Origin of the sequence: Pseudomonas sp. PGPR40 (assembly GCF_022014505.1) — a bacterium.
In the GTDB taxonomy this organism is placed as follows: domain Bacteria; phylum Pseudomonadota; class Gammaproteobacteria; order Pseudomonadales; family Pseudomonadaceae; genus Aquipseudomonas.
Map to the genome: position 1 here is coordinate 1 of NZ_JAKLSP010000039.1, position 21,154 is coordinate 21,154.

A 21,154-nucleotide genomic window follows, 5' to 3' on the forward strand; every position below is an offset into this window, starting at 1 on the left:
GAGCGGTGATGCGTAAATACCTGACCGGGTTATGGGCGTGCATGCGTTCTGGAGAGGAATTTGATACGGCCAAGCTTTTCAGCGAAAAACATCTCGCGAAAGCTTGACCGTGAACAGAGTATCTACAAGGTGATCTGCACCCCAAAAGTTGGACACCAATTCTGGTTTCGGGGTCAGATCAAGGGGACCGAGGCCGACTGCAGACTCTGACACAAGGACTTCACATGTTTGCTCTGCCATGGACCTATCTGGCACTTCTCTCCCTCGGCTACAGCATGGCGCTGCTCTACGGCCATCTCGGCTGGCTCGCCACCCTCTCTTTCGCATTGCTGCTGGTTGCCGGTTTCGCCGTTCGCCAACAACAGATTCCCATCGGCCGCTACCTCGGCCACGGCTTGTTCATCGTTCTGACGGTGGCGCTGGCAGTGCACTGGCTTCCCGGTTTCTACAACGGTCGCGCCATCAATCCCCAGCGTTTCACCGACGATGCTGTCTCATTTGCCATGTACCTGAATCAGGACAAACCGCTGATCGGCTTCTGGCTGTTGCTGGCCTGCCCGTGGATTGTCGGCCGGCGTTCCCTGCGACTGTCGGTTTATGCCACCGCCCTCGGCTTGACCGTGAGCACCGTGCTGGCCTTGGGTGGCGCGCTGTTGTTGGGCCTGATCAGTTGGGCACCGAAGTGGCCCGATCAGGCCTGGCTATGGGTGCTGAACAACCTATTGCTGGTGACACTGGTGGAGGAAGCGTTGTTTCGCGGCTATATCCAGGGCGGTCTGAGTCGGCACTTCAAACACTTGCCCCATGGCGAAAACCTCGCACTGTTGCTCGCCTCGTTACTGTTCGGCCTCGCTCACCTGGGGGCTGGCTGGCAATGGGTTTTGCTGGCAAGCCTGGCCGGTGTCGGCTATGGCCTGGCCTATCGTTTCGGTGGCTTGGGCGCGGCCATCGCCACCCATTTTGGCTTGAACCTGCTGCACTTCGGGTTGTTCACGTATCCGATGTTGGCCGGGTAACTCACCATCGGCTAAAAACCAGAGCCGAATCCGGTGTTCCTGCTCCGTGGCACGATTTTCGCTTTGGTAATTCAGTACTTCGATAGCCCACGTTATTTTGACACTGCCCGTGGCAACACCCCGTAAACACTTGGAAAAATCGCTTTCTTGACGCCCAATCCGTCGGCTCTAACTGTTATTTTTTGTCGGACACTGCAAGGGAACCAATCGGCTTGACTACTGTCTCCGCCACCGTTTAACCTCGCGCCCCACGAACGGAAGCCGTCTGTGCTACTTCGACAGACAGTCCTCTGAAAATGAATTCAAGCAGCGCGTTTATCGCGCTGTTGTGCTGTGCGGTAAATCATGCTGAAGCCTCGCTCCCCCCTCCAAATCAAAAAATCCGTCATTTTTGCTCTTGTACTCCGTGAAGCTCGTGCGCGTATCGGTGAGCGACGCATGGGCGCAATGTGGATTTTGCTAGAGCCTATATGCCACTTACTAATCCTGAGTGTGTTATTCAGCCTGATTCGGGGTCGGACGATAGCGGGCATCGACTTTCCAGTGTTTGTATTGGTGGGACTTGCCCCCTTCCTTCTATTTCGAAATACAGCCTTGCGCCTGATGAACAGCCCCAAGGAAAACCGCTCACTGTTTGGTTATAAACAGATTAAACCTCTCGATACATTTATCGCCCGGGTATTGGTCGAGTTCAGTATTTCGTCGAGCGTCTATGTCATTCTGGTGTTTGCCTTCGCTTGGTATGGCTTCGATATGTCGATCAAGGCACCCATCGAATGGGTGTTAACAATTCTATTAGGATTACTGTTTTCCTTTAGTCTAGGGGTCCTACTGGCGCTGATCGCTCACGCATTGCCTGACAGCAAGCTGTTTATTCAAATGATGTTCTTTCCCCTGTACTTCATTTCCGGCGTACTCATACCAGCGGCCTACCTGCCGCAAGCAATGCTACCGTTGCTTCTTCTCAACCCCTTCCTGCACCTTCTGGAACTGATACGTTCGGAGATATTCCCGTACTACGTTCCCGTCGACGGCATCTCAGTTAAATACGTAATCAGCGCCACCCTAGTTTTGCTGTTCGTCTCTCTCGGTACCTACCGGGTTCGTCGACTGCATTTGATCTCTACCAAGAACGGCTAACCACAGGCTTCCCGTGTTCGAGCTCAGAAATCTCACCAAGTCATATCTCACTCCCAAAGGCCGTCGGTATGTTTTCCGAGATCTGTCGTTGAAGATTCCGCCGGAAAAAAATATAGGCCTGATAGGTCGCAATGGAGCGGGTAAGTCGACATTAATGCGACTGTTGGGGGGGGCCGACGTACCCGACTCAGGCACCGTTGCTACCGACAAAAGTATCTCCTGGCCCGTAGGGCTGGCCGGTGGATTTCAGGGCAGCATGACCGGCCGCGAAAACATCAAGTTTGTCAGCCGGGTGTATGGTGCTGTAGGCGACGCAATGCGCCAAAAAGTTGCCTTCGTAGAAGAGTTTGCGGAAATAGGCAATTGGATCGACGAGCCGGTTAAGACCTACTCCTCAGGTATGCGTTCACGTGTGGCCTTCGGGTTGAGCATGGCATTCGACTTCGATTACTACTTAATCGACGAGGTCATGTCGGTTGGTGACGCACACTTCAAACGTAAATGCTCTGACGTTTTTGAGGAAAAACTGCAGAAATCCAAAGTGGTGCTTATCTCACACTCCATGGGTGACATCCAAAAGCTCTGCGACATCGTGCTGCTGGTGCACAATGGCGGAGTGCAGATCTATGACGATGTCGCGGAAGGCATCAAGGCCTACAACAATTAATCGCCCTTAGCTGGCGAAACTGTTTCATCTCAAGGATACGTGCGCATATGAGTAGTACGGGTAAATACAAGGGCTGGCGTCTTATTTTGCTGTTGATAGTAATTCCAATGGCGTTGGCCGTCGTCTACTACAGTTTCTTTGCTGTTGACCGTTTTGTAAGTTCCGCCCAAGTAGTAGTGCGCCAAGAGGGGAGTAATCCGGGTGCACAATTGCCCGGCTTGGGTATTCTGCTGAGTGGAAGTAATTCTGCTTCCCGGCAAGAAACCCTCTACCTACGCGAATACATTGTTTCGATGGAAATGATGCAGGCACTTGAAGAACGCCTGCATTGGGTCGAGCAATACACTCAGCAACGCAACGACCCGTTCTTCTGGTTGGTAGCAGACACACCGCGCGAAGACCTTCTTAGCTACTATCAGCGCATGGTTTCGGCTCATTACGACGAAACCACCGGTTTGCTAAAAGTTGAAGTGCAAGCTTTCAACCCTGAACTGGCCGAAAAAATGGTTAAAACAATCCTTGAGGTAAGTGAACACTTCGTGAACGAAGTCTCTCACAGCATCGCTCGCGAACAGATGCGCTTTGCACAAGGAGAACTGGAAGGCGCAAGAAATAACTACTCCAATCGCAAGGAGGAATTGCTGCGCTTCCAGAATCGAAATAAGGTGCTCGACGGCAAAAGCTCAGCCCAGGGTCGCGCTAGCATCATTGACAGCTTGGAAGGCGAACATTCTAAAGAGCGCGCAGTTCTCACCCAAATGCTCTACAAACTTCGCCCAGATTCGCCTCAAGTCAAACAGCAGCAGCAACGCGTGAACGCTATTAGCGAACAACTAAACGCAGAGAAACGCCTTCTTGTTTCAGCTCCCGACGGAGCTCAACTCAACGTTGTAGCCTCGCGCTTCCAGCAGCTGACACTCGACGCTGGTATTGCCCAAGAAACTTACAAAACCGCGGTCGCTGCGCTGGACAACGCACGCATCGAAGCTAGCAAAAAAATCCGCACGCTGGTTACCGTTATCAGTCCAAACACACCGCAAATTGCCCTTTATCCAGAGCGCCTGTACAACCTAGCGACCATTTTCTTGGCCCTGCTTCTGATGTATGGCATTTCTCGCTTCCTAATTGCATCGATCGAGGATCATCGTGATTAAATCCATTTCTGGCCTGCCCCTTCGCCCCCTGAACTTGAGCATGCGAAACAGCGCAGTTACGGGTTTGATGCTGGCGACTCTGATCCTGTCCGGCTGCAGCAACACGCTGTCGGGTGCAGGTCCGTACAAGGACGATATTGAAAGCAAGAACACCACTTATGATCTGGTGGACATCAACGCCAACACCATCGCCCCCTTCATGCGCCCGGCCACCAAGCCCCCGACTGCAACGATCACCAGCCCGGCTGCGTCGGCCGTACGCCTGATGAGCGGTGACGTGATCAACGTACTGATCACCGACAACGCACCGGAAGGCGCTGCACTGTTCGCCCCCCTGTCTGCGGGAGGCACTCAGCTGAAAGTGCGTATCGACTCTCAGGGAATGATCTCCCTGCCCTACGTTGGCCATCAGTTCGTCGCGGGCATGACCCTGATCCAGGTCGAAGACATGATTCGGCAAAAACTGAAAGGTGTCACCTCGGACGTTCAGGCGCATGTCGATCTGGTCGGTGATCTCTCAGGTTCCGTGCTGGTCGCGGGCGCGGTGAAAGCACCGGGGCGCTTCTCTACCCTGCAAGGCCCGCTGACGCTGCTCGATGCCATCAACCAGGGCGGTGGCCCGGTTATGGAGCCCCATCTGACCAATGTAACCGTGCGCAATGGTAGCGAGGTCACCACCCTCAACTATGAAGAGGTACTAGCCGGCAATAACTTCGTTCTGAAGCCGAATTCGGAAGTGATTCTGGAACGAGCCCGTCAGCGCTTCGTAGCAATGGGCGCCGTGGGTGAGCCTGGTCTGCATGACCTACCTTCGCAAAACTCAAGCCTGCTGGATGCCTTGGGCTCAGTAGGTGGGTTGAAGGAAGCCAACGCCAACCCACGCGGCGTATTCGTATTTCGCATGAGTGATGCCACCTCGTCACAACCGGCCAAGCCACTCGTCATGCGCATTGATATGCGTGACCCTGCCGCGATTTTTTATGCCCGGCAAGTTGTATTGAAGCCAGACGATACAATTTATGTGACCAATGCTGCAGTCTATGAATGGCAAAAAATCATTTCACCTATCGTGCAAACTTTGGTTCTCGGTAGAACTATAGATAGTCTTCAACGCTAAAATATTTAAACACAGGCAAAACGATGACTATCATAGTTAATCACGTAACATCAAATAACGTTCGCAGCGGGATTTTCGAGGACATTTTCTCTTATTTCTCTCGATATACCGAACAATATGCCAAGCACATCCCTAGTGAAAAGCCGATTCTAGGCGCCCATGTCAGACATTATCATCGGCCACACTTGGAAGAGCATTTAATCAACCCGTGCGTAGTCACCGTACATCACGACCTGAGTGATCCGGATGGCTGGTTATCTCTGCAAGCCTTTATTGATCGTTACAAAGAGGCGGACTTAATAATTTGCCTGAACACCCTACAACAAAAAAAACTTGCAGAGCATGAGATCCACAACACCTGTGTAATACCACATGGTTACAACCACCATTTAATCGATCACGCAAAAAATCTCGACCAAAATAAACGAAATAAGTTTACCGTAGCCATAGTATCAAAACGCTACGCTAGAAAAGTTAAGGGCGAAGCTTATCTTTATGAGCTAGCAAAACGACTTAACTCAGATAATATTGAATTCTTATTGATTGGTGAGGGCAGATCAGAGGAAGGTAGAGTACTTCGCAAACTGGGATTCGATGCAGAAGTCTATGAACGACTACCCTACCCAACGCTCATAGATGCCTATCGAGGTGTCAACGCGCTACTAATGACGAGTAACTTTGAAGGAGGGCCGGCTAACATCCCTGAAGCTGCCGCAATGGGAGTGCCGGTTTTAGCAAACCCTATTGGAATGGTCCCCGACCTTATCGAGCATGAGAAGCACGGAATCTATCTAAAGATGGATCCTAACGCAGATGCGATGATGCTTAACGATTTGGCGACCCCAAACAGCCCAAGATATAAAAAACTCGTTGAATCATGCCAATATCCAAGTTCAAACCTTATCACTTGGCAAGACTCAATCAATCTCAACATGAAACAACATTTGGATGTACTTAAGAGAAGCCAAGCCTCAATCAGTAAAATATTAGAGTCATTCGCATGAGCAAATTTTTTATTGCCGACCCCTTACATATCAATGTAAAAAATTTCGGAAGTCTTTACGAGTACCTTAACGAATCAAAAAGCACTGTAATTCTCAACGAAGAGCGCCAAGAATGGCTGAGCCTCTTTGGCGACTACTCATCCAAGAAAGACTCGTTACTTGAAGAGTACACCTATCTACAAACTCTATCTTCTAACGAGTTATATGAGCTATCTATACTTGAAGTTAATATTTTCAAGGCAGCAAGAGCAGAGACACTATCGCTACTGATAACCAAAACCGATTTCAACGACAATGCTCTACCTTCAAACACAAGAGACCTGTTTGATCTAATCTTGGAAAAGGACCGAGAAGCCCTACTATGGAATATGGCTTCCGCCATTCAATGGATTAACTATTGGTCGCCTATAATCAAACAACACAACCCTAAATTTATTTTAGTTTTTTCGGGAAGCCTGATCTACGCAAGAACACTTCTTGAACTACTAAAGAATAGGGCACCGCGCGCCTTCGTACTTGAAAGCTTCTTTACTGGAAGCGATAACTATATAGAGGAAAAATACGAACCAATTGCAAATAACTCCGATCTTAAATTTATGGCTTACTATCGCTCACTGGGCGCCGGAGAGTCACCTACCGAAAGAGATCGCAGTCGAAATAAAGCAATTAATAAAATCCTAGCAGCAAAGAACAAGAACGTTACACAACCACCGGAAAACTCAAAAAAACTTTTTACTAACAATAACCCGACACTGCTCATAGTTGGTCAAGTTTTAAATGACTTCTCGGTCCTTGAATACAAAGGCATTGGACTTAACACACTAGCCTTTTATAAAGAAGCAATAGAAAAAATAATACAAGAAACAGATTTCAACATCGTATTTAAAGCTCATCCATGGGAAAGAAAAAAGAAAAACATTCAAATCCCTTTCACTTTAAATGCGCTGAAGAATCATTTTTCGGTCAATAAACACTCTTATGGATGCGAAAATCGTCTTTTGCTTCTCGAAGACTACAATATAAAATCAGTATTTGAACAGACTGACTATGTTATGGGCCTGAACTCTCAAGCACTCCTCGAGGCTGCCTTTGAGGGATTCCAACCTATTCAGTTCGCGGATGCATTTTATGGAAGCAAAGGCTTTACTTCCGACTACACGCCAGAATCTTTACATGAATTTGTTTGCGACTTGAACAATGATGTAATCCCAAAAAAATTGGGACTTGAACAGTATCGTCTTTTTGAAGAATTCATAACAAAGGCATTGCAGTTTTCATTAGTATCCGCCTTCCCGTCTGGGAAAGTCATATTAAAAACCATTTTTCAAATTACTCCACATATAGCACTCACCAATAATCCGGTAGAAAAAGCAGTAACAGTGCCTGCCAAGCAAGTGAGCCAAACTCAAACTACTAAGCCGATTCAGCCATCAAAAAACCAATCAAACGCAATCGACCCAACACCAGAAAAACCAACTAAATCAAAAACCAAGAAAAAGTTGGCAAAATTCCTAAAGACCCCGAAGAAGTTTTTTTTAGACTCCAAAAATACAAAAATTCGTTGGCTGCATCACTTCTTTTGGGCCAACTCATAAAAGCTCAGCCAAGTCGGGCAAATAGGTGCCTCCTTGCGAGGCCTCTATTACTTAGTAGCAGCTTTTGAATTTTACGAAATACAAACAGGAAAGAACTTCGCAATAAAGCCCCTACGTCGACACAGGCCCTAAACACAGCCAGGGCCTGTGCACAAAGACAACACAAGAAAAATTACTTCACACTATCCTTAAACCAATTCAATTCCTTTATATTTCCATTAAAGTGTTGATAGACCTCCATCGGAAAGAAATCCGACAGATCCCCAATTGCCCCTCCCTTACTAACCCTATTGCTTTTATAAGCAGTCAATTGAATTTCATTTTCAAAAGTGGACACCTTGGAACTCTTACAATCAAAGCCCGCAAGGATCAAATTATATAAAAGATAGCCAGCATTCCAAAGTGAACTTGTATTTCCTGACCCTACATTATTCGAATATGCAGGACAAAAAACAATACAAACACCACCTGTCTTAAGCAAGCTTAGAGCTCGATCCAAGTAGGAGCCTACGTTCCGCTGTCTATGCAACTCAGAAAGAATTACAACATCACATGAGAGCTCTAACGCATCTGCAAGGGCAACGCCATTAAATTCCGCAAGCGAAGGTTTGTGATCCGTCGCCACGATCTGAGATTCGCCAAACGCCATTAAGTCAAAGACTTCTTTCCTGCCGGCCTTATGTTTTTTTCTTTCAAAAGGAGCACTCTCAACTGAAACATATCCGCGGTGAATATTGTTTACCAAGTTGAGTATTTTATCAGTGCTCTTTTTATTTTCAGCCAACATCATCAAGCTTTCTGACAGAGATGTCAGCGTGGAATTTAGCTGCGCAGTGCCTAACTCACTGGATTTACTACCTACAGGACTTGCCTGAACAGCTGAAGGAGTAACACCGACCTGATCTTGACGAGGATCAGCCTCGCTAAACCCCCCCCAACGCTGGCCAATGTTTCTTTGTACAGAAATATCCCGCTGAAATTCAATTTGTATATCTTTTGCTACTTGATCAAAGCTACTAACCGACCTCTCCGCATCAAATCTCGGATGGATAGCTATGATATTGGCACCCACTACATGCTTCAACCCTCGCCGCCTTAACCTTTGAACTATATCCTGATCTTCATTACCATATTTTTTGAATCGCTGATCATAACCGCCGATCTCCAATAGCACTTTTCGCTCTACTGACAACCAAGAACCATGAGGCATATCACTATTTACGCCTCTCGGACCGTCAAGTCGATTATCGAAAAGCCTATAATGAATACCTGTGACGTATACATCATCCCCATGCTTGCTCAATAGCTTATCCATCTCACCAAGCGGATCAGACAGATGAATTATATCTCCATCACAAAAGCAGACGCGCCGACCTTTCGCCGCCATGACCCCTGCGTTTCTTGCAAACCCGGGATTTCTATATTCAGAATTCAATTTATCCGTATTAATCAAGCGAATACATTCGTTCTCTTTTGAAGCGCGCTCAAAATAACTTTGGGTGTCATCAGTCGAACCATCATTGACAATAATTATTTCAAAATCGTTCTGCTTACGCGACTTAACAAGATTCAATATCGAATACACAGAACTTCTTGTTATATCACTCCGATTAAATGTAGGGATAACTATTGAGTATTTAATATTGGTCTGCGAAACATCTATAGCCGTCATAATCACTCTCACCCAAAGTTAATTTTTTGATTGTAATAGGATAATGCCAAAATCACTTAATATTCAAAAACCAGCAGCAAAGGGAAGCGAGATCGACAGCACCTCGTCGTCATCACTGGATATCCCTAGTTATCCAAACCAAAACCCTAATCAAAAATCTCCACAACCCCCACAACCTCATCCCCCTCATCCGCCGTCACCGGCAATGCCCGAATCTTGTGATCCAGCATATAAGCCTCGGCCTCCGACAACTGAGCAGACGCCTTGACCGTATGCGGATTCGGCGTCAAGAAAGTCGCCACGTGTTCATTCACAACCCCCGGGTTGTCCAGCAACGCGCGGCGCAGGTCGCCGTCGGTGACGATGCCGATCAGTTTGTCTTGTTCCATCACCAGGGCGAGGCCGAGGCGGCTGGAGGTCATGACCAGCAGGCAGTCGTGGAATGAGGTGTCGCGGGTGACTTTGGGGATGTTGGTGTGCATGACGTCGCTGACGCGGGTCAGCAGTTTGCGGCCGAGGCTGCCGCCGGGGTGGTAGCGGGCGAAGTCCATCGGTTTGAAGTCCAGCGCGGCGATCAGTGCCACGGCCAGTGCGTCGCCCATGGCCATGGTGGCGAGGGTCGAGGTGGTCGGTGCCAGGTTGTTCGGGCAGACTTCGCGGTCAACGGAGATGTCGAGCCAGATGTCGGCGTGTTTGGCCAGGGTCGATTGGCCGTTGCCGGTCATGGCGATGATTTTGTTGCCGAAGGATTTGAGGCTCGGGATCAGCTTGATGACTTCTTCGGTTTCGCCGCTGTAGGAAATCAGGATCAGTACGTCGATCGGCTTGAGCATGCCGAGGTCGCCGTGGAAGGCTTCGGCCGGATGCAGGAACAGGCTCGGGGTGCCGGTGGAGGCGAAGGTGGCGACCATTTTCTGGCCGATCAGCCCGGATTTGCCCATGCCGCAGACCGCCGCGCGGCCCTTGCAACCGAGGATGAGTTCTACGGCGCGCTGGAACTCGCCATCCAGACGTTCTGCGAGTTGGCTGATGGCTTGCGCCTGGGCGCAGAGTGCATCTTTGGCGATGGGAAGGTGATTCATGGGGAAACGATCGTTCCTTGATTTAAGTGGCGCGTATGTTAACGACTCAATAGGCTGACGAAAACTAACATTGCCATCATTCTGATGACCTCCCGGAAAAAAACGCCATTTTCCTTGGCGTCGGGCCGCGAACATGGCAATGGCCGGTCGGAATCCGTACTATCGCGCCCCTTCTGAGCGACTGTTATAAAGAGTCAGCAAGTACGCTGCGCCCTTCACGTGTGTGTGTCAGGCCAGAAACCGGATGGTTGTTTACAGTTGGAACGCATGAGCAGCGAATCGAATACCGAACTATCAGTCAGCGGCAGGCATGCGTTCTGGTTAAGCCATGCCGCCCTGGAAAAACGCTTGAGTTTTCTTTTGCCGGCCTATCGGGCGGACGGATTCAGCATTACCACGACTGATTTGGCGTCCAACGCTTCGTTCGTCAATTACGTGCGCCATCACCGTCTGACCGAACTCGGCACCGGTGAAACACTGGACGTGGTCGAAAAATCGATTCGTAAAATCGGGTTCATCACCAGCCTGGAGTCGCGTTTCTATCGTGAGCGGGATGTGCTGGCCGACAGTGTTCACTTCAAGCATCCCACGTGCCTGGGCGTTATCGAAACGCCTTGGGAAAGCCTGATTTTTACCGACTACGTTCAAGGACGGGCACCGCGAATGGCGGCGATTGCCGTGAATGTGGCCCGGGGAATAGCCGAAATCGAAACCTTGTCCAGCCGACACGTGCAATGGACTTCGCGGTGGCAGGCTCGCAGGTTCTGGACGATGGATTTTTTTCGCCCCTGGTATCTGCTGCGGTCACGCTTCAATTACCAGCGCTTTTTACCTGCCTTGGAAAACCTGGCCAAACTGGATGAGCGATTCAGCGGTCTGACTGACCAGATGCACGCCTTGAGCCCGATGCTGCGCCGAGCGGCCACAACGGCCAGGAACAGCCAGCGCTGTTTTTGCCATATGGACTATTTGCGCAAGAATCTCTTCCTCTCCCCCGAGGGGCTGCAGTTGATCGACTGGAGCGAGGTCAAGGTGGGGCGTATCGGTTTCGATGGCGGCGCGTATCTGAGCGCGATCTTTCGGCGCAATGATTTACCGGGCTTTATCAAGGTGCGAGATGAGTTTTTGCAGGCCTATGCCGAAGCGCTGGATGAACGATTCGATCGGCAGAGCGCAATGCTCAACCTCAATTATATTTTTCTGCTGAATTCGCTGTGGCACTGCTTGCGGCCGGAGACGATTGCCGAGTACCGGGAAAAAGAGAAGATGACGTCCTTGCGTGAGAAGTATGACTACCTGTTGGCGCTTCCTCTTCCTGCATAGGTGTCTACACATCTATCGAGTTACAGAGATTCACTGCCGGTGCTTGGTGCTTGGTGTTGGAGTACATATCCATTTCTGCGGTAACGGCTGCTTAGGGTTCCGCCCTGACGGCGGGTCACTTTCGAAAAGCGCGAAAGTAACCAAAGCGCTTTTGCCCCGCCATTCGGTGCCTCGCTTAGGCTCGGCATGCCCTCACTCCGGCATTGCTCCGGGGGCCCGCTGCCATCGGCCATCCATGGCCGGGGGCAGCTACCGCGGCATCCCTGCCGCGGTGCCCCCTACGCAACGCCTGCGTTCGGCCTCTGGGAAAGGGGCGACAGATCAAGATCAAAAGCCAAAGCAACGGCAACGGCAACGGCAACCGGCAACCGGCAACGGCAACGGCAACCGGCAACCGGCAACGGCAACGGCAACGGCAACGGCAACGGCAACGGCAACGGCAACGGCAACGGCAAGATCGACAGCTTCGCGGGCAAGCCTCGCTCCTACAGGGGGCGGCGCACTGCTTTCGCTTCTCACCACTCAACAGGCCGAGCGTTAGCTCGCCTGCAGCTCTTGATCTTGAGGCACCGCCCCATCGAGAGGCCGAGCGCAGGTTCTGCGTAGTGGGCAACCCGGCATGGATGCCGGGTTAGCCGCGCACGGCCATGGATGGCCGATCGCGGCGGGCCCACGGAGCAGGACCGGAGCGAGGGCATGCCGAGCCTGGGCGAGGCACCGAACGAAAGGGGCAGAAGCGCTTTGGTTACTTTCGCGCTTTTCGAAAGTGACTCGCTGTAAAAGCGAAACCGCCAGCGGCCGTTACCGCAGCAACGGATATACACACCATCAAACCCGGCACGCCCCCCCTATTTGTAGGAAACTTTCCTTCTTTTATCGTTATAAATTGTCAGCTTTGTATTATCATCCGCGCCACCTATGGAAGAGCGTTGCCTGAGGCGCTTCTGGATTTTCACGCGTCTCGCCATCGAGTGCGTCACCTACGGATACCCGCCGTTTTTTTATGGACAATAGCCTCCTGAATCGCCCGTGCCTGTTGGCTCTGTCCAAAGGTGTTCAGCAAGTCACTACCCTGCCCGCCCTGTTGCCCGACTACCGATTGTTGTCGGGTTCGACTCGTGACATCGCGCAAGCCGATGTGTTGCTGGCATGGGGACGCAAACCAAGCGCACTGCTCGCCCAACGGGAAGCCCAAAAAGCCGGTCTGCCAGTGCTGTCGGTAGAGGATGGTTTTTTGCGTTCGGTGGGCCTTGGCGCGGATGAACCGCCGCTGTCGCTGGTCGTCGATGACCTGGGCATTTATCACGATGCCGACGCGCCATCGCGCCTGGAAGTGTTGATCCCGACAACCTTGAGTGAGTCTCAGATTCTTAGAGCCCGGGCCCTGCAGGCGAGCTGGCGGCAAGAGCGCGTGTCCAAGTACAACAACGCCCGTATCGAACATTGCGAGTTACCGCAACCTTGCGTCTTGGTCGCTGACCAGACCAAGGGCGATGCCTCACTTCAGGGTGCCGGTGATGCTGATTTCGAGCGCATGCTCCAGGCTGCACTCGATGAGCATCCTCACAGCACGGTGGTGGTGAAGGTCCATCCGGATGTGGTGGCGGGTCGCAAGCAGGGCCACTTTGATCTTGCCGCGCTGGGCAAACGGCCGCGAGTCCAGGTGATCAGCCGCAATGTGCATCCCGCCGAGTTACTGAGCGAAGTCCAGGCGGTGTACGTGATGACTTCGCAACTGGGCTTCGAAGCGCTGCTGTGGGAAAAGCCGGTGCACACGTTCGGCATGCCGTTTTTTGCCGGCTGGGGTTTGACCCGGGATGCACGGCCTGCGCCGTCGCGTCGTCAGCCGGTCAGCCTTGAACAATTGCTGCATGCGGCACTGGTTGAATACCCGCGTTATGTGGACCCGGAATCTGGTCAGGCCTGCCAGCCCGAAGTGGTACTGGCCTGGCTCGGCCTGCAACGGCGGATGCGCAGTCGCTTGCCGGAAAACCTGCAGATGTTTGGTTTTTCCAAGTGGAAGCGGCCGCTGGTGGCGGATTTTTTCAACGGTTCATCCATCCGTTTCGCCGGTCGCCACGCAGAGACAACCGTCCCGGTCGTTAGCTGGGGCTGCATGCACGATTCGGCATTGGCCATCAAGAACAGCCACTGTCATATCGGCCGGGTCGAAGACGGCTTCCTGCGCTCGGTCGGCCTTGGCGCAAAGAAAGTGCGCCCGCTGTCCTGGGTCTTCGACGATCTGGGCATCTACTACGACGCCACGCGTCCTTCGCGCCTTGAACACAACTTGCAAAACGACGCCTGCAGCCCTGCCCTGGTGGATCGGGCAGCTGCCTTGCGTGAAGCGATCTGCGCGGCCGGCGTCACCAAGTACAACCTTCCCGGCACACAGTGGAAGCGGCCCGCCGGCGTGAGCAAGGTCATTCTGGTGCCGGGCCAGGTTGAGTCCGATGCCTCGATTCAGTACGGCGCTCACCGCATCCGCCGCAACCTCGATTTGTTGCGAGCGGTGCGCGAGCGCCATCCGCAGGCCTGGCTGCTCTACAAACCGCATCCGGAAGTGATGGCCGGGACACGCCAGCGCGGCGAGGACGAAGAGCAGACGGCGCACTGGTGCAATGAGGTGGTGGGTGATGTGCCCTTCCACTCATTGCTGCTGGAAGTGGATGAGGTTCATGTACTGACTTCCCAATCCGGCTTCGAAGCCTTGCTGCGAGGGATTCCGGTCACCACGTATGGCCAGCCGTTTTACGCCGGCTGGGGTTTGACCACGGATGAAGACATGCACCCGGACGTCCAGGCGCGTCGCACCAGACGCTTGAGTCTCGACGAGCTGGTGGCCGGCACCCTGATCAACTACCCGACTTATGTAAGCCGCATCACGCAAAAATTCACCACCCCTGAACGAACCCTATTGGAACTGCAGAACTGGCATGAAGTACCAGCTCAAGGAAAGAAGCCAAGATGGCAAGAAGTGATTCAACGGTTGCTCCCTATCGCCTTGAGAACATCGTAAAAGAACAGTTGGCCCCCGCTGGTATTGCAAGACGCTCCGTGTCGAGCAAACCGCGCAACTCCTTTTTGTTCCTGCAAGGTGTCAGCTCACCCTTTTTTGCGCGCTTGGTTCAAGCCTTGCGTGCCGAAGGGCAGTGGGTCAAATCCGTCAGTTTCAATATGGGCGATACCCTGTACGGCGCGGGTTCGCGGGTGTTTTATTCGGCGCGATCCGAACAGCTCGAGGACTTCTACAGCCAGACCTTCAAGGCGAACGGCATCACCGACCTGGTGCTGTTCGGCGACTGTCGCCCGGTGCATTTGCCAGCCGTTACGCTGGCGAAACGCTTGGGCGTGCGGGTGCATGTTTTCGAAGAAGGGTACTTCCGGCCTTACTGGGTCACGCTGGAACGTGACGGGGTAAATAACCATTCGTTACTGCCGAGGGATCCGGAATGGTATCGGGAAGTCGGCAAGTACATTCCGCGCTACCACAACGGTGATTCGTTCAAGCTGTCTTTCACCTCCCGGGCCTTCCACGATGTGATGTATCACGTCGGTGGCGCCCTGAACAAAATCTGCTTCCCGCACTACAAGACCCACGCGCCGTTCAACGCAGCGGTCGAATATGCCGGCTATATTCGCCAGGGCATTCGTCTGGCGAGCGCCAAGGGACGAGATTCATCGGTCATCAGTGAAGTCGCACGCAACCGTCACCCGACGTTCCTGCTGCCCCTGCAACTGGACAGTGACGCACAGATCCGCGACCACTCTCAGTTCAACACCATGAAAGACGTGTTGAAACATGTGCTGGCCTCGTTTGCCCGTCATGCGCCCAGTGATGCGCGCCTGGTCGTCAAGAACCATCCGCTGACGCCGGGCATCGTCAACTACCATCGCATCACGCTGCGCATTGCCGGCAAATTCGGCATTGCCGATCGGGTGGACTTTCTGGAAAGCGGTCACATGCCGACGCTGCTGTCGCACGTCGCCGGAGTGATCACTGTGAACAGCACCGTGGGCGGTTCTTCGTTGATGCACAACGTGCCGACCATCGCCCTGAGCAATCCGATTTATGCACTCAAGGGCTTGACCCACCAAGGCAGCCTCGACGACTTCTGGCGCATGCCAGAACCGCCTGACCCTACGCTGTTCCAGCGCTTTCGCAGCACGGTGATTCATACCACCCAGGTCAATGGCGGCTTCTATACGCGCTGTGGCATCGACATGGCCGTAAACAATTCGCTGGAAGTGCTGATGGCAAAAACCTCCAGGATTGAACGGTACTTATGAGCCGGCACAAAAACCCACGCTGCATTCTTATTACCGGCGCCACGGGTGGCATCGGCGGTGCGCTGGCGCCTGCCTATGCCGCACCGGGCGTGACCCTGATCCTGCAAGGCCGACGCACCGAGCGCCTGGAAGAATTGGCCGAGCAATGCCGCGCTGCCGGCGCCCGGGTGATCCTGCATGCGCTCGACGTCCAGGATCTGGTTGCGGTGCGCGAATGGATCAGCCAGATCAGTGAAACCGAGCAACCGGACCTGATCATCGTCGGTGCCGGGGTCAATACCGCCACGGGCCCGAACGCGGAAGATGAAGTCTGGGAACTGTCCCAGGCCTTGATCGAAGTGAACGTCATGGCGGCCATTGCGACCGTGCAAGCGGCGTTGCCGGCCATGCGTACTCGAAAGCACGGCCAGATCGCGCTGTTCAGTTCCCTTGCCGGTTGGCGCGGGCTGCCTGTCACACCCAGCTACAGCGCCAGCAAAGCGGCGATGAAAGCTTATGGCGAAGCCATGCGCGATTTGGTCGCCGCCGATGGCGTGCGGATCAACGTGATCATGCCGGGTTATGTCGAGTCGAAAATGTGCGTCGAAATGCCTGGGCCGAAACCGCTGCTTTGGAACCCGGACAAAGCCGCACAGCGGATACGTCGCGGCCTGGCAGCCGATCAGGCACGCATCAGTTTCCCCTTCCCCTTGAACCTCGGATGCTGGGCCCTGGGGGTAATTCCTCCACGGATGTCGTCTGTAATTTTGCGATGGCTGGACTACAGTGCCTGAATTTCTGAACAGTACGTTCTGCTGGGTCATCCTTGGCGGATTTTTGCTTTCCTGCGCCATCGAAACGATGCTGACTCCCAGGCCCCCCTTGCGCCGGCCGTTGCGCAGCTGGCTGCTCCACGCAGGGGCCTGGTTGTTCTCGGTGGCCCTGCTTTATGGCATCACCGGACGCCCGTATTTCAGCGCCGTGAATGTACTGGCCCTGTGGCTATTGATCGTTTTGGTGAGCAATGCCAAGTACCACTCATTGCGTGAACCCTTCGTCTGCGCAGACTTTGAATACTTCAGTGATGCCATCCGCTTTCCACGCCTGTACCTGCCCTTCTTTGGCATCGGCAAGACGATTGCGCTGGCGCTGGCCTTTGTCGCCTATCTGGCCTGCGGACTCTATTTCGAAGCCGCTGCCACTGATGCGCTAGCGGTGGGTGCAACGGTGCTTGCCAGTGCGGTGATGCTGTTGATCGCCGGTGGCTGGAAACCGCTGCAACCGAGCTACGACGCCAACCTGGATTTGACCCGCTGGGGTTTGGCCGCCAGTTTGTGGACCTACTTTTGTGCAGCCCGGCGCAAGGTACACCTCGACGAACTCGACTCGCCTTTCGCGATCGATCCGCGCCTGGCGCACACTCCGCCTGCCGCTGCCCTGCCTGACATGATCTCGGTGCAGAGCGAATCGTTTTTCGATATCCGCAGGCTGTGGCCCGGCATCCGCGAACAGGTGCTGAGCCAATACGATGTGCTGCGCGCAGAAGCGCTGGCCCATGGTCGCTTGCAAGTCGCTGCCTGGGGCGCCAATACCGTGCGTACCGAGTTCGCCTTTCTCACGGGCATTGCCGGCGACAGGCTCGGCGTGCATCGTTTCAATCCCTACCGCCATCTGGCCCGCCAAGGGCTGCCAAGCATCGCCGCCGACATGAAACGCAAGGGTTACCGCACGGTGTGCATTCACCCCTACGCGGGCAGTTTCTACGGCCGGGATCGCGTGTTGCCGGCGCTGGGTTTCGATGAGTTCATCGACATCCGAAGCTTCGACGACGGGCAAAAGGCCGGCCCTTACATTGGCGATTGTGCCGTGGCGGACAAGATCATCGAATTGCTCGGTGACAGCGCCCGCGCTCAGCCTTTGTATATCCATGCCGTGACAATGGAGAACCATGGGCCTCTGCACCTGGAGAACGTTACTGCAACAGAGTTGCCGACCTGGTTCGATCGTCCGCTGCTCGACGGCATGCGTGACCTGGTGCCCTATCTGCGACATTTGAGCAATGCCGACCGGATGCTCGGCCGGTTACGCGAGTACCTGCTGGCCCGCCCGACGCCGACCGGGCTGTGTTTCTTTGGCGACCACGTGCCGATTCTCCCGGATGTTTATGCCGCGCTGGGTACGCCGGATGGCGATACCGACTATTTCATCTGGTCCAACAAGACGCTCACTCACAATGTCGCAAAGACGATGGGTGTTGAACGGCTGGCCAAGACCTTCGCCGAGCACATGAGTCAAGGCGAGACCTGCGTCAAAAGTGCGGCCTCGATGGCAATCCATGACTGAAACCGCCACCGCCCCCCTACGGATCGTTCTCGGTTCCAGCTTGCCGGAACATGATGACTCGATCGCGCGGATGATCACCTCGGGACGCGGCTCGCTGGCGTTGATCCTCGGCGATGAAGACTGCCGTTATCGCCTGCTCGGCCAATCGATCAACTGGGACCGGATTCTGATTGCGTACCGCGATTGCGCCGCGCTGGGCTATGCCGCCTTCAAGCACCATCGGCGTGGGCCTTTCTCGCCAGGTGTCAGGCCTTTTGTGCGTGAATTCGGATGGCTGAGGGGCGGATTGCGCTATCTGCTGTTTGTCATTTCTGAATGCCGGGAATGGTATTACGGGTTCTATCTCTATGGCTTGCGCGTGACCCGGCAAGCACGCCATCAGGGCATCGCGACTTCGTTGCTGAGCGAGATTTTCAATCAGGCCCGGCAATCCGGCCATGACCGGGTGGAGCTTGAGGTCCAGGTGAAAAATCAACGTGCCCAGCGACTCTACACGCAGCAGGGATTCACCAGGGTCCGAACCACACCGGTGAATTGGCTCGGCCGCCTGCTGCCCTTTCCAGCGGTGATGAACATGCGCCGCTCACTGACATCCCTCCCATGAGCTGCGACGAGATGAATCGATCGGTACCCGCTGTTGAATCACTGGTGGACGGTCCAGGCTGGATTGGAATCATGTCCCAGTGGGTGATGTGGCGGGTTTTTCATCTCCCTGAGTTTCTTGACCCCGAAGGTGTACCCGCCTGGCTATGGCGCCGAGGCCGGAATAAACCCAAAGGGCTCAAGGCGATTTCCGGGATTGGCTACAAGCGCTCCTCTGACCATGCCCGGGTGTTGTGCAAGCGCTGGGGCATTCCTTACATCGCACTGGAGGACGGCTTTCTGCGCTCCTCCTCTCTCGGGGTCGAGGGCGATACACCGATGTCGATGGTGGTCGATCCGATCGGCATCCACTACCTGGCGGATCGTCCGTCATTGCTGGAAAACATCCTCCAGCAACCCCAACGGCTGACGACCCGGGAAATCTCCACGGCTGCGCAGTTGATTGCGCTGATACGCAGCAGCGGCATCGGCAAGTACAACAATGCACCCGACCTCAGTGACGATGATTCACTGGGGCGCAAGGTGCCGCTGATCCTGGTGGTGGATCAAACCTGGGGCGACTTCTCGATTCCGGGTGGTGGTCTGTGTGAGGCAGATTTCATTCGCATGCTCGATACGGCGCTGGCAGAAAACCCCGGTGCCGATGTTCGTGTGCGGATTCATCCAGACTGCCTGAGCGGGCACAAGAAAAGCTGTCTGCTGGAAGCGGCAACCGCGCGCGGCGTGGCTCTGGAAAGTCGTCATGTATCCTGGGCATCGTTGGCTCGACGGGCCGCGCGGGTGTACATCGCCACCAGCCAGGCCGGGCTCGAAGCCTTGATTCAGGGCGTACCGGTGACGTGTTTCGGGTTGCCGTTCTACGCCGGCTGGGGACTGACCGACGACCGCATGCCGATCCCCCGGCGCCAGGCACGGCCAACGCTGGAGCAACTGGTGGCCGCCGCCTACATTCGCTACTGCCGCTATGTCGACCCGCTGACCGATCAGCGCTGCGACGTGCTGACCGTCGCCCGGCAACTGGCCCGACAAAAGGAACAGGACAGCCTGTTCGCCGGCGCGCTGACCGTGCTGGGTGTGCCTCGGCGCCGGCAACCGGCGATCCGCACCTTGCTCGACAGCCGTTGGGGCCGGGTGACGTTCGCCCATGACAACGCCGACCTGATGACGACAGTGGCTCGCGAAAACGGCAAGCTGTTGGTGTGGAGCGCCCATGAACCTCACGACTTGCCATCACGGGCTGAAGCACACAGCGTACCGCTGTGGCGTATACGTCCGGGCAGCGCAACGGTCAGCTTGATCGTGAAGCGCAACGACGGAACCGAGCACCCACTGGTGCAAGTCCGGGGCATGCCCTGCAGCCAACAACAGGCACTCGAACACAGCGCACGACCCAATACAGGCCTGCTCGACAACTGCCCGCGCTATCGACAAATACAGCGCTACCTCAATCGCATGCTGTAGGAGCCGGCTTGCCGGCGAAGGCGTTTTCATGGGCGGTGCATGACGTGAGGCTGCCTTCGCTGGCAAGCCAGCTCCTACACAGCGGGAACGATGCCGAATTCGTGACGAAGGCACCGATCCACACACATCCGGATCTAAATCTTTACAGCATTAAATCAGCTGCGCACTAGCCTTACCCTTATTTTCTAAACAGGAGGGCAAAGGATTGCCCATTCGTTCCCACGCCAACCACCTGCGCGCCGGGCGTCACTCCCAATCCGGACAAATCTATCTGCTCACTGCCGTCACCCACCTGCGAGAACCCGTCTTCAGCGATTGGCGAGTGGGACGATTGGTGGTGGATCAATTTCGTCAGGCCCGGACGGACGGACGGGCTGATTCTCTGGCCTGGGTAGTGATGCCCGACCATTTTCACTGGCTGGTCGAACTCCAGAACAACACGCTATCGGAGTTGATGCTTGCGATAAAATCCCGCAGTGCGAGAGAGATCAATGCCCGCCTGGGTCGTTCGGGCCAGTTTTGGCAAAAAGGCTTCCACGACCGCGCCATCCGCCGCGAAGAAAGTCTATTGACGGTGGCCCGCTACATTATCGCCAACCCAATGCGCGCAGGCTTGGTCAGACGCGTACATGATTACCCGTTGTGGGACGCCGTATGGCTGTAGGCATCGGCTTGCCGGCGAAGGCGTTTTCATTTCCGCCGCATGAC

18 protein-coding genes and 1 pseudogene are annotated in these 21,154 nt (G+C 54.2%); 16 read left to right on the forward strand and 3 right to left on the reverse strand.

The window, feature by feature from the left end:
• From MEB48_RS29495 to MEB48_RS26190, 8 genes and pseudogenes are all read left to right on the forward strand, one after another.
• Positions 1-107, forward strand: a pseudogene (locus MEB48_RS29495) (IS110 family transposase); the annotation flags it as partial.
• A gap of 117 nt (positions 108-224) precedes the next feature.
• On the forward strand, positions 225-1,016 hold the full coding sequence (locus MEB48_RS26160) for a CPBP family intramembrane glutamic endopeptidase (protein WP_237886682.1): 792 nt from the start codon (positions 225-227) through the stop codon (positions 1,014-1,016).
• A gap of 345 nt (positions 1,017-1,361) precedes the next feature.
• Entirely contained in the window at positions 1,362-2,156 is a 795-nt protein-coding gene (locus tag MEB48_RS26165) for an ABC transporter permease (protein ID WP_237886683.1), read from the forward strand.
• 88 nt (positions 2,157-2,244) lie between these two features.
• Complete coding sequence (locus MEB48_RS26170; RefSeq protein ID WP_237886684.1) at positions 2,245-2,823, forward strand: ABC transporter ATP-binding protein; 579 nt, start codon at positions 2,245-2,247, stop codon at positions 2,821-2,823.
• A gap of 47 nt (positions 2,824-2,870) precedes the next feature.
• The gene (locus tag MEB48_RS26175; RefSeq protein WP_237886685.1) at positions 2,871-3,977 is read left to right on the forward strand and encodes an ABC transporter permease; all 1,107 of its coding nucleotides are present in this window, start codon (positions 2,871-2,873) and stop codon (positions 3,975-3,977) included.
• 40 nt (positions 3,978-4,017) lie between these two features.
• Positions 4,018-5,094 carry a polysaccharide biosynthesis/export family protein gene (locus MEB48_RS26180; protein ID WP_237886715.1) on the forward strand — a complete coding sequence of 359 codons (1,077 nt, stop codon included), beginning with the start codon at positions 4,018-4,020 and terminating at the stop codon, positions 5,092-5,094.
• A gap of 23 nt (positions 5,095-5,117) precedes the next feature.
• Complete coding sequence (locus MEB48_RS26185; protein ID WP_237886686.1) at positions 5,118-6,098, forward strand: glycosyltransferase family 4 protein; 981 nt, start codon at positions 5,118-5,120, stop codon at positions 6,096-6,098.
• The gene (locus tag MEB48_RS26190) at positions 6,095-7,693 is read left to right on the forward strand and encodes a capsular biosynthesis protein (protein ID WP_237886687.1); all 1,599 of its coding nucleotides are present in this window, start codon (positions 6,095-6,097) and stop codon (positions 7,691-7,693) included. The genes MEB48_RS26185 and MEB48_RS26190 overlap by 4 nt, the downstream gene beginning before the upstream one ends.
• A 172-nt stretch (positions 7,694-7,865) precedes the next feature.
• Here MEB48_RS26190 and MEB48_RS26195 read toward each other — a convergent pair whose 3' ends face one another.
• The gene (locus tag MEB48_RS26195; RefSeq protein ID WP_237886688.1) at positions 7,866-9,365 is read right to left on the reverse strand and encodes a glycosyltransferase family 2 protein; all 1,500 of its coding nucleotides are present in this window, start codon (positions 9,363-9,365) and stop codon (positions 7,866-7,868) included.
• Between the two features lie 146 nt (positions 9,366-9,511).
• Positions 9,512-10,447 (reverse strand): KpsF/GutQ family sugar-phosphate isomerase, encoded by a 936-nt coding sequence (locus MEB48_RS26200; RefSeq protein WP_237886689.1) that lies wholly within the window; start codon positions 10,445-10,447, stop codon positions 9,512-9,514.
• A gap of 267 nt (positions 10,448-10,714) precedes the next feature.
• Here MEB48_RS26200 and MEB48_RS26205 point away from each other — a divergent pair, with 267 nt between their 5' ends.
• Positions 10,715-11,770, forward strand: coding sequence for a phosphotransferase family protein (locus MEB48_RS26205; protein ID WP_237886690.1), 1,056 nt, complete (start codon positions 10,715-10,717; stop codon positions 11,768-11,770).
• Positions 11,771-12,048: 278 nt separating this feature from the next.
• Here the strand turns inward: MEB48_RS26205 and MEB48_RS26210 are convergent, their stop codons facing one another.
• Positions 12,049-12,246 carry a hypothetical protein gene (locus MEB48_RS26210; protein ID WP_237886691.1) on the reverse strand — a complete coding sequence of 66 codons (198 nt, stop codon included), beginning with the start codon at positions 12,244-12,246 and terminating at the stop codon, positions 12,049-12,051.
• Between the two features lie 527 nt (positions 12,247-12,773).
• Here MEB48_RS26210 and MEB48_RS26215 point away from each other — a divergent pair.
• The 7 genes from MEB48_RS26215 (at position 12,774) to MEB48_RS26245 (ending at position 21,110) form a co-directional block, all read left to right on the forward strand.
• Entirely contained in the window at positions 12,774-14,789 is a 2,016-nt protein-coding gene (locus tag MEB48_RS26215) for a capsular polysaccharide biosynthesis protein (RefSeq protein ID WP_237886692.1), read from the forward strand.
• A gap of 38 nt (positions 14,790-14,827) precedes the next feature.
• Complete coding sequence (locus tag MEB48_RS26220; RefSeq protein ID WP_237886693.1) at positions 14,828-16,060, forward strand: capsule biosynthesis protein; 1,233 nt, start codon at positions 14,828-14,830, stop codon at positions 16,058-16,060.
• On the forward strand, positions 16,057-16,833 hold the full coding sequence (locus MEB48_RS26225; RefSeq protein ID WP_237886694.1) for an SDR family NAD(P)-dependent oxidoreductase: 777 nt from the start codon (positions 16,057-16,059) through the stop codon (positions 16,831-16,833). The genes MEB48_RS26220 and MEB48_RS26225 overlap by 4 nt, the downstream gene beginning before the upstream one ends.
• On the forward strand, positions 16,826-18,382 hold the full coding sequence (locus MEB48_RS26230; protein ID WP_237886695.1) for an LTA synthase family protein: 1,557 nt from the start codon (positions 16,826-16,828) through the stop codon (positions 18,380-18,382). Before MEB48_RS26225 ends, MEB48_RS26230 begins: the two co-directional genes overlap by 8 nt.
• A complete protein-coding gene (locus tag MEB48_RS26235) occupies positions 18,375-18,986 on the forward strand; it encodes a GNAT family N-acetyltransferase (protein WP_237886696.1) in 612 nt (203 codons plus the stop codon). Before MEB48_RS26230 ends, MEB48_RS26235 begins: the two co-directional genes overlap by 8 nt.
• Positions 18,987-19,057: 71 nt before the next feature.
• Positions 19,058-20,446 (forward strand): capsular polysaccharide export protein, LipB/KpsS family, encoded by a 1,389-nt coding sequence (locus MEB48_RS26240; protein WP_237886697.1) that lies wholly within the window; start codon positions 19,058-19,060, stop codon positions 20,444-20,446.
• A 205-nt stretch (positions 20,447-20,651) separates the two neighbouring features.
• Complete coding sequence (locus tag MEB48_RS26245; RefSeq protein WP_237886698.1) at positions 20,652-21,110, forward strand: REP-associated tyrosine transposase; 459 nt, start codon at positions 20,652-20,654, stop codon at positions 21,108-21,110.
• The last annotated feature ends 44 nt before the right edge of the window (positions 21,111-21,154 follow it).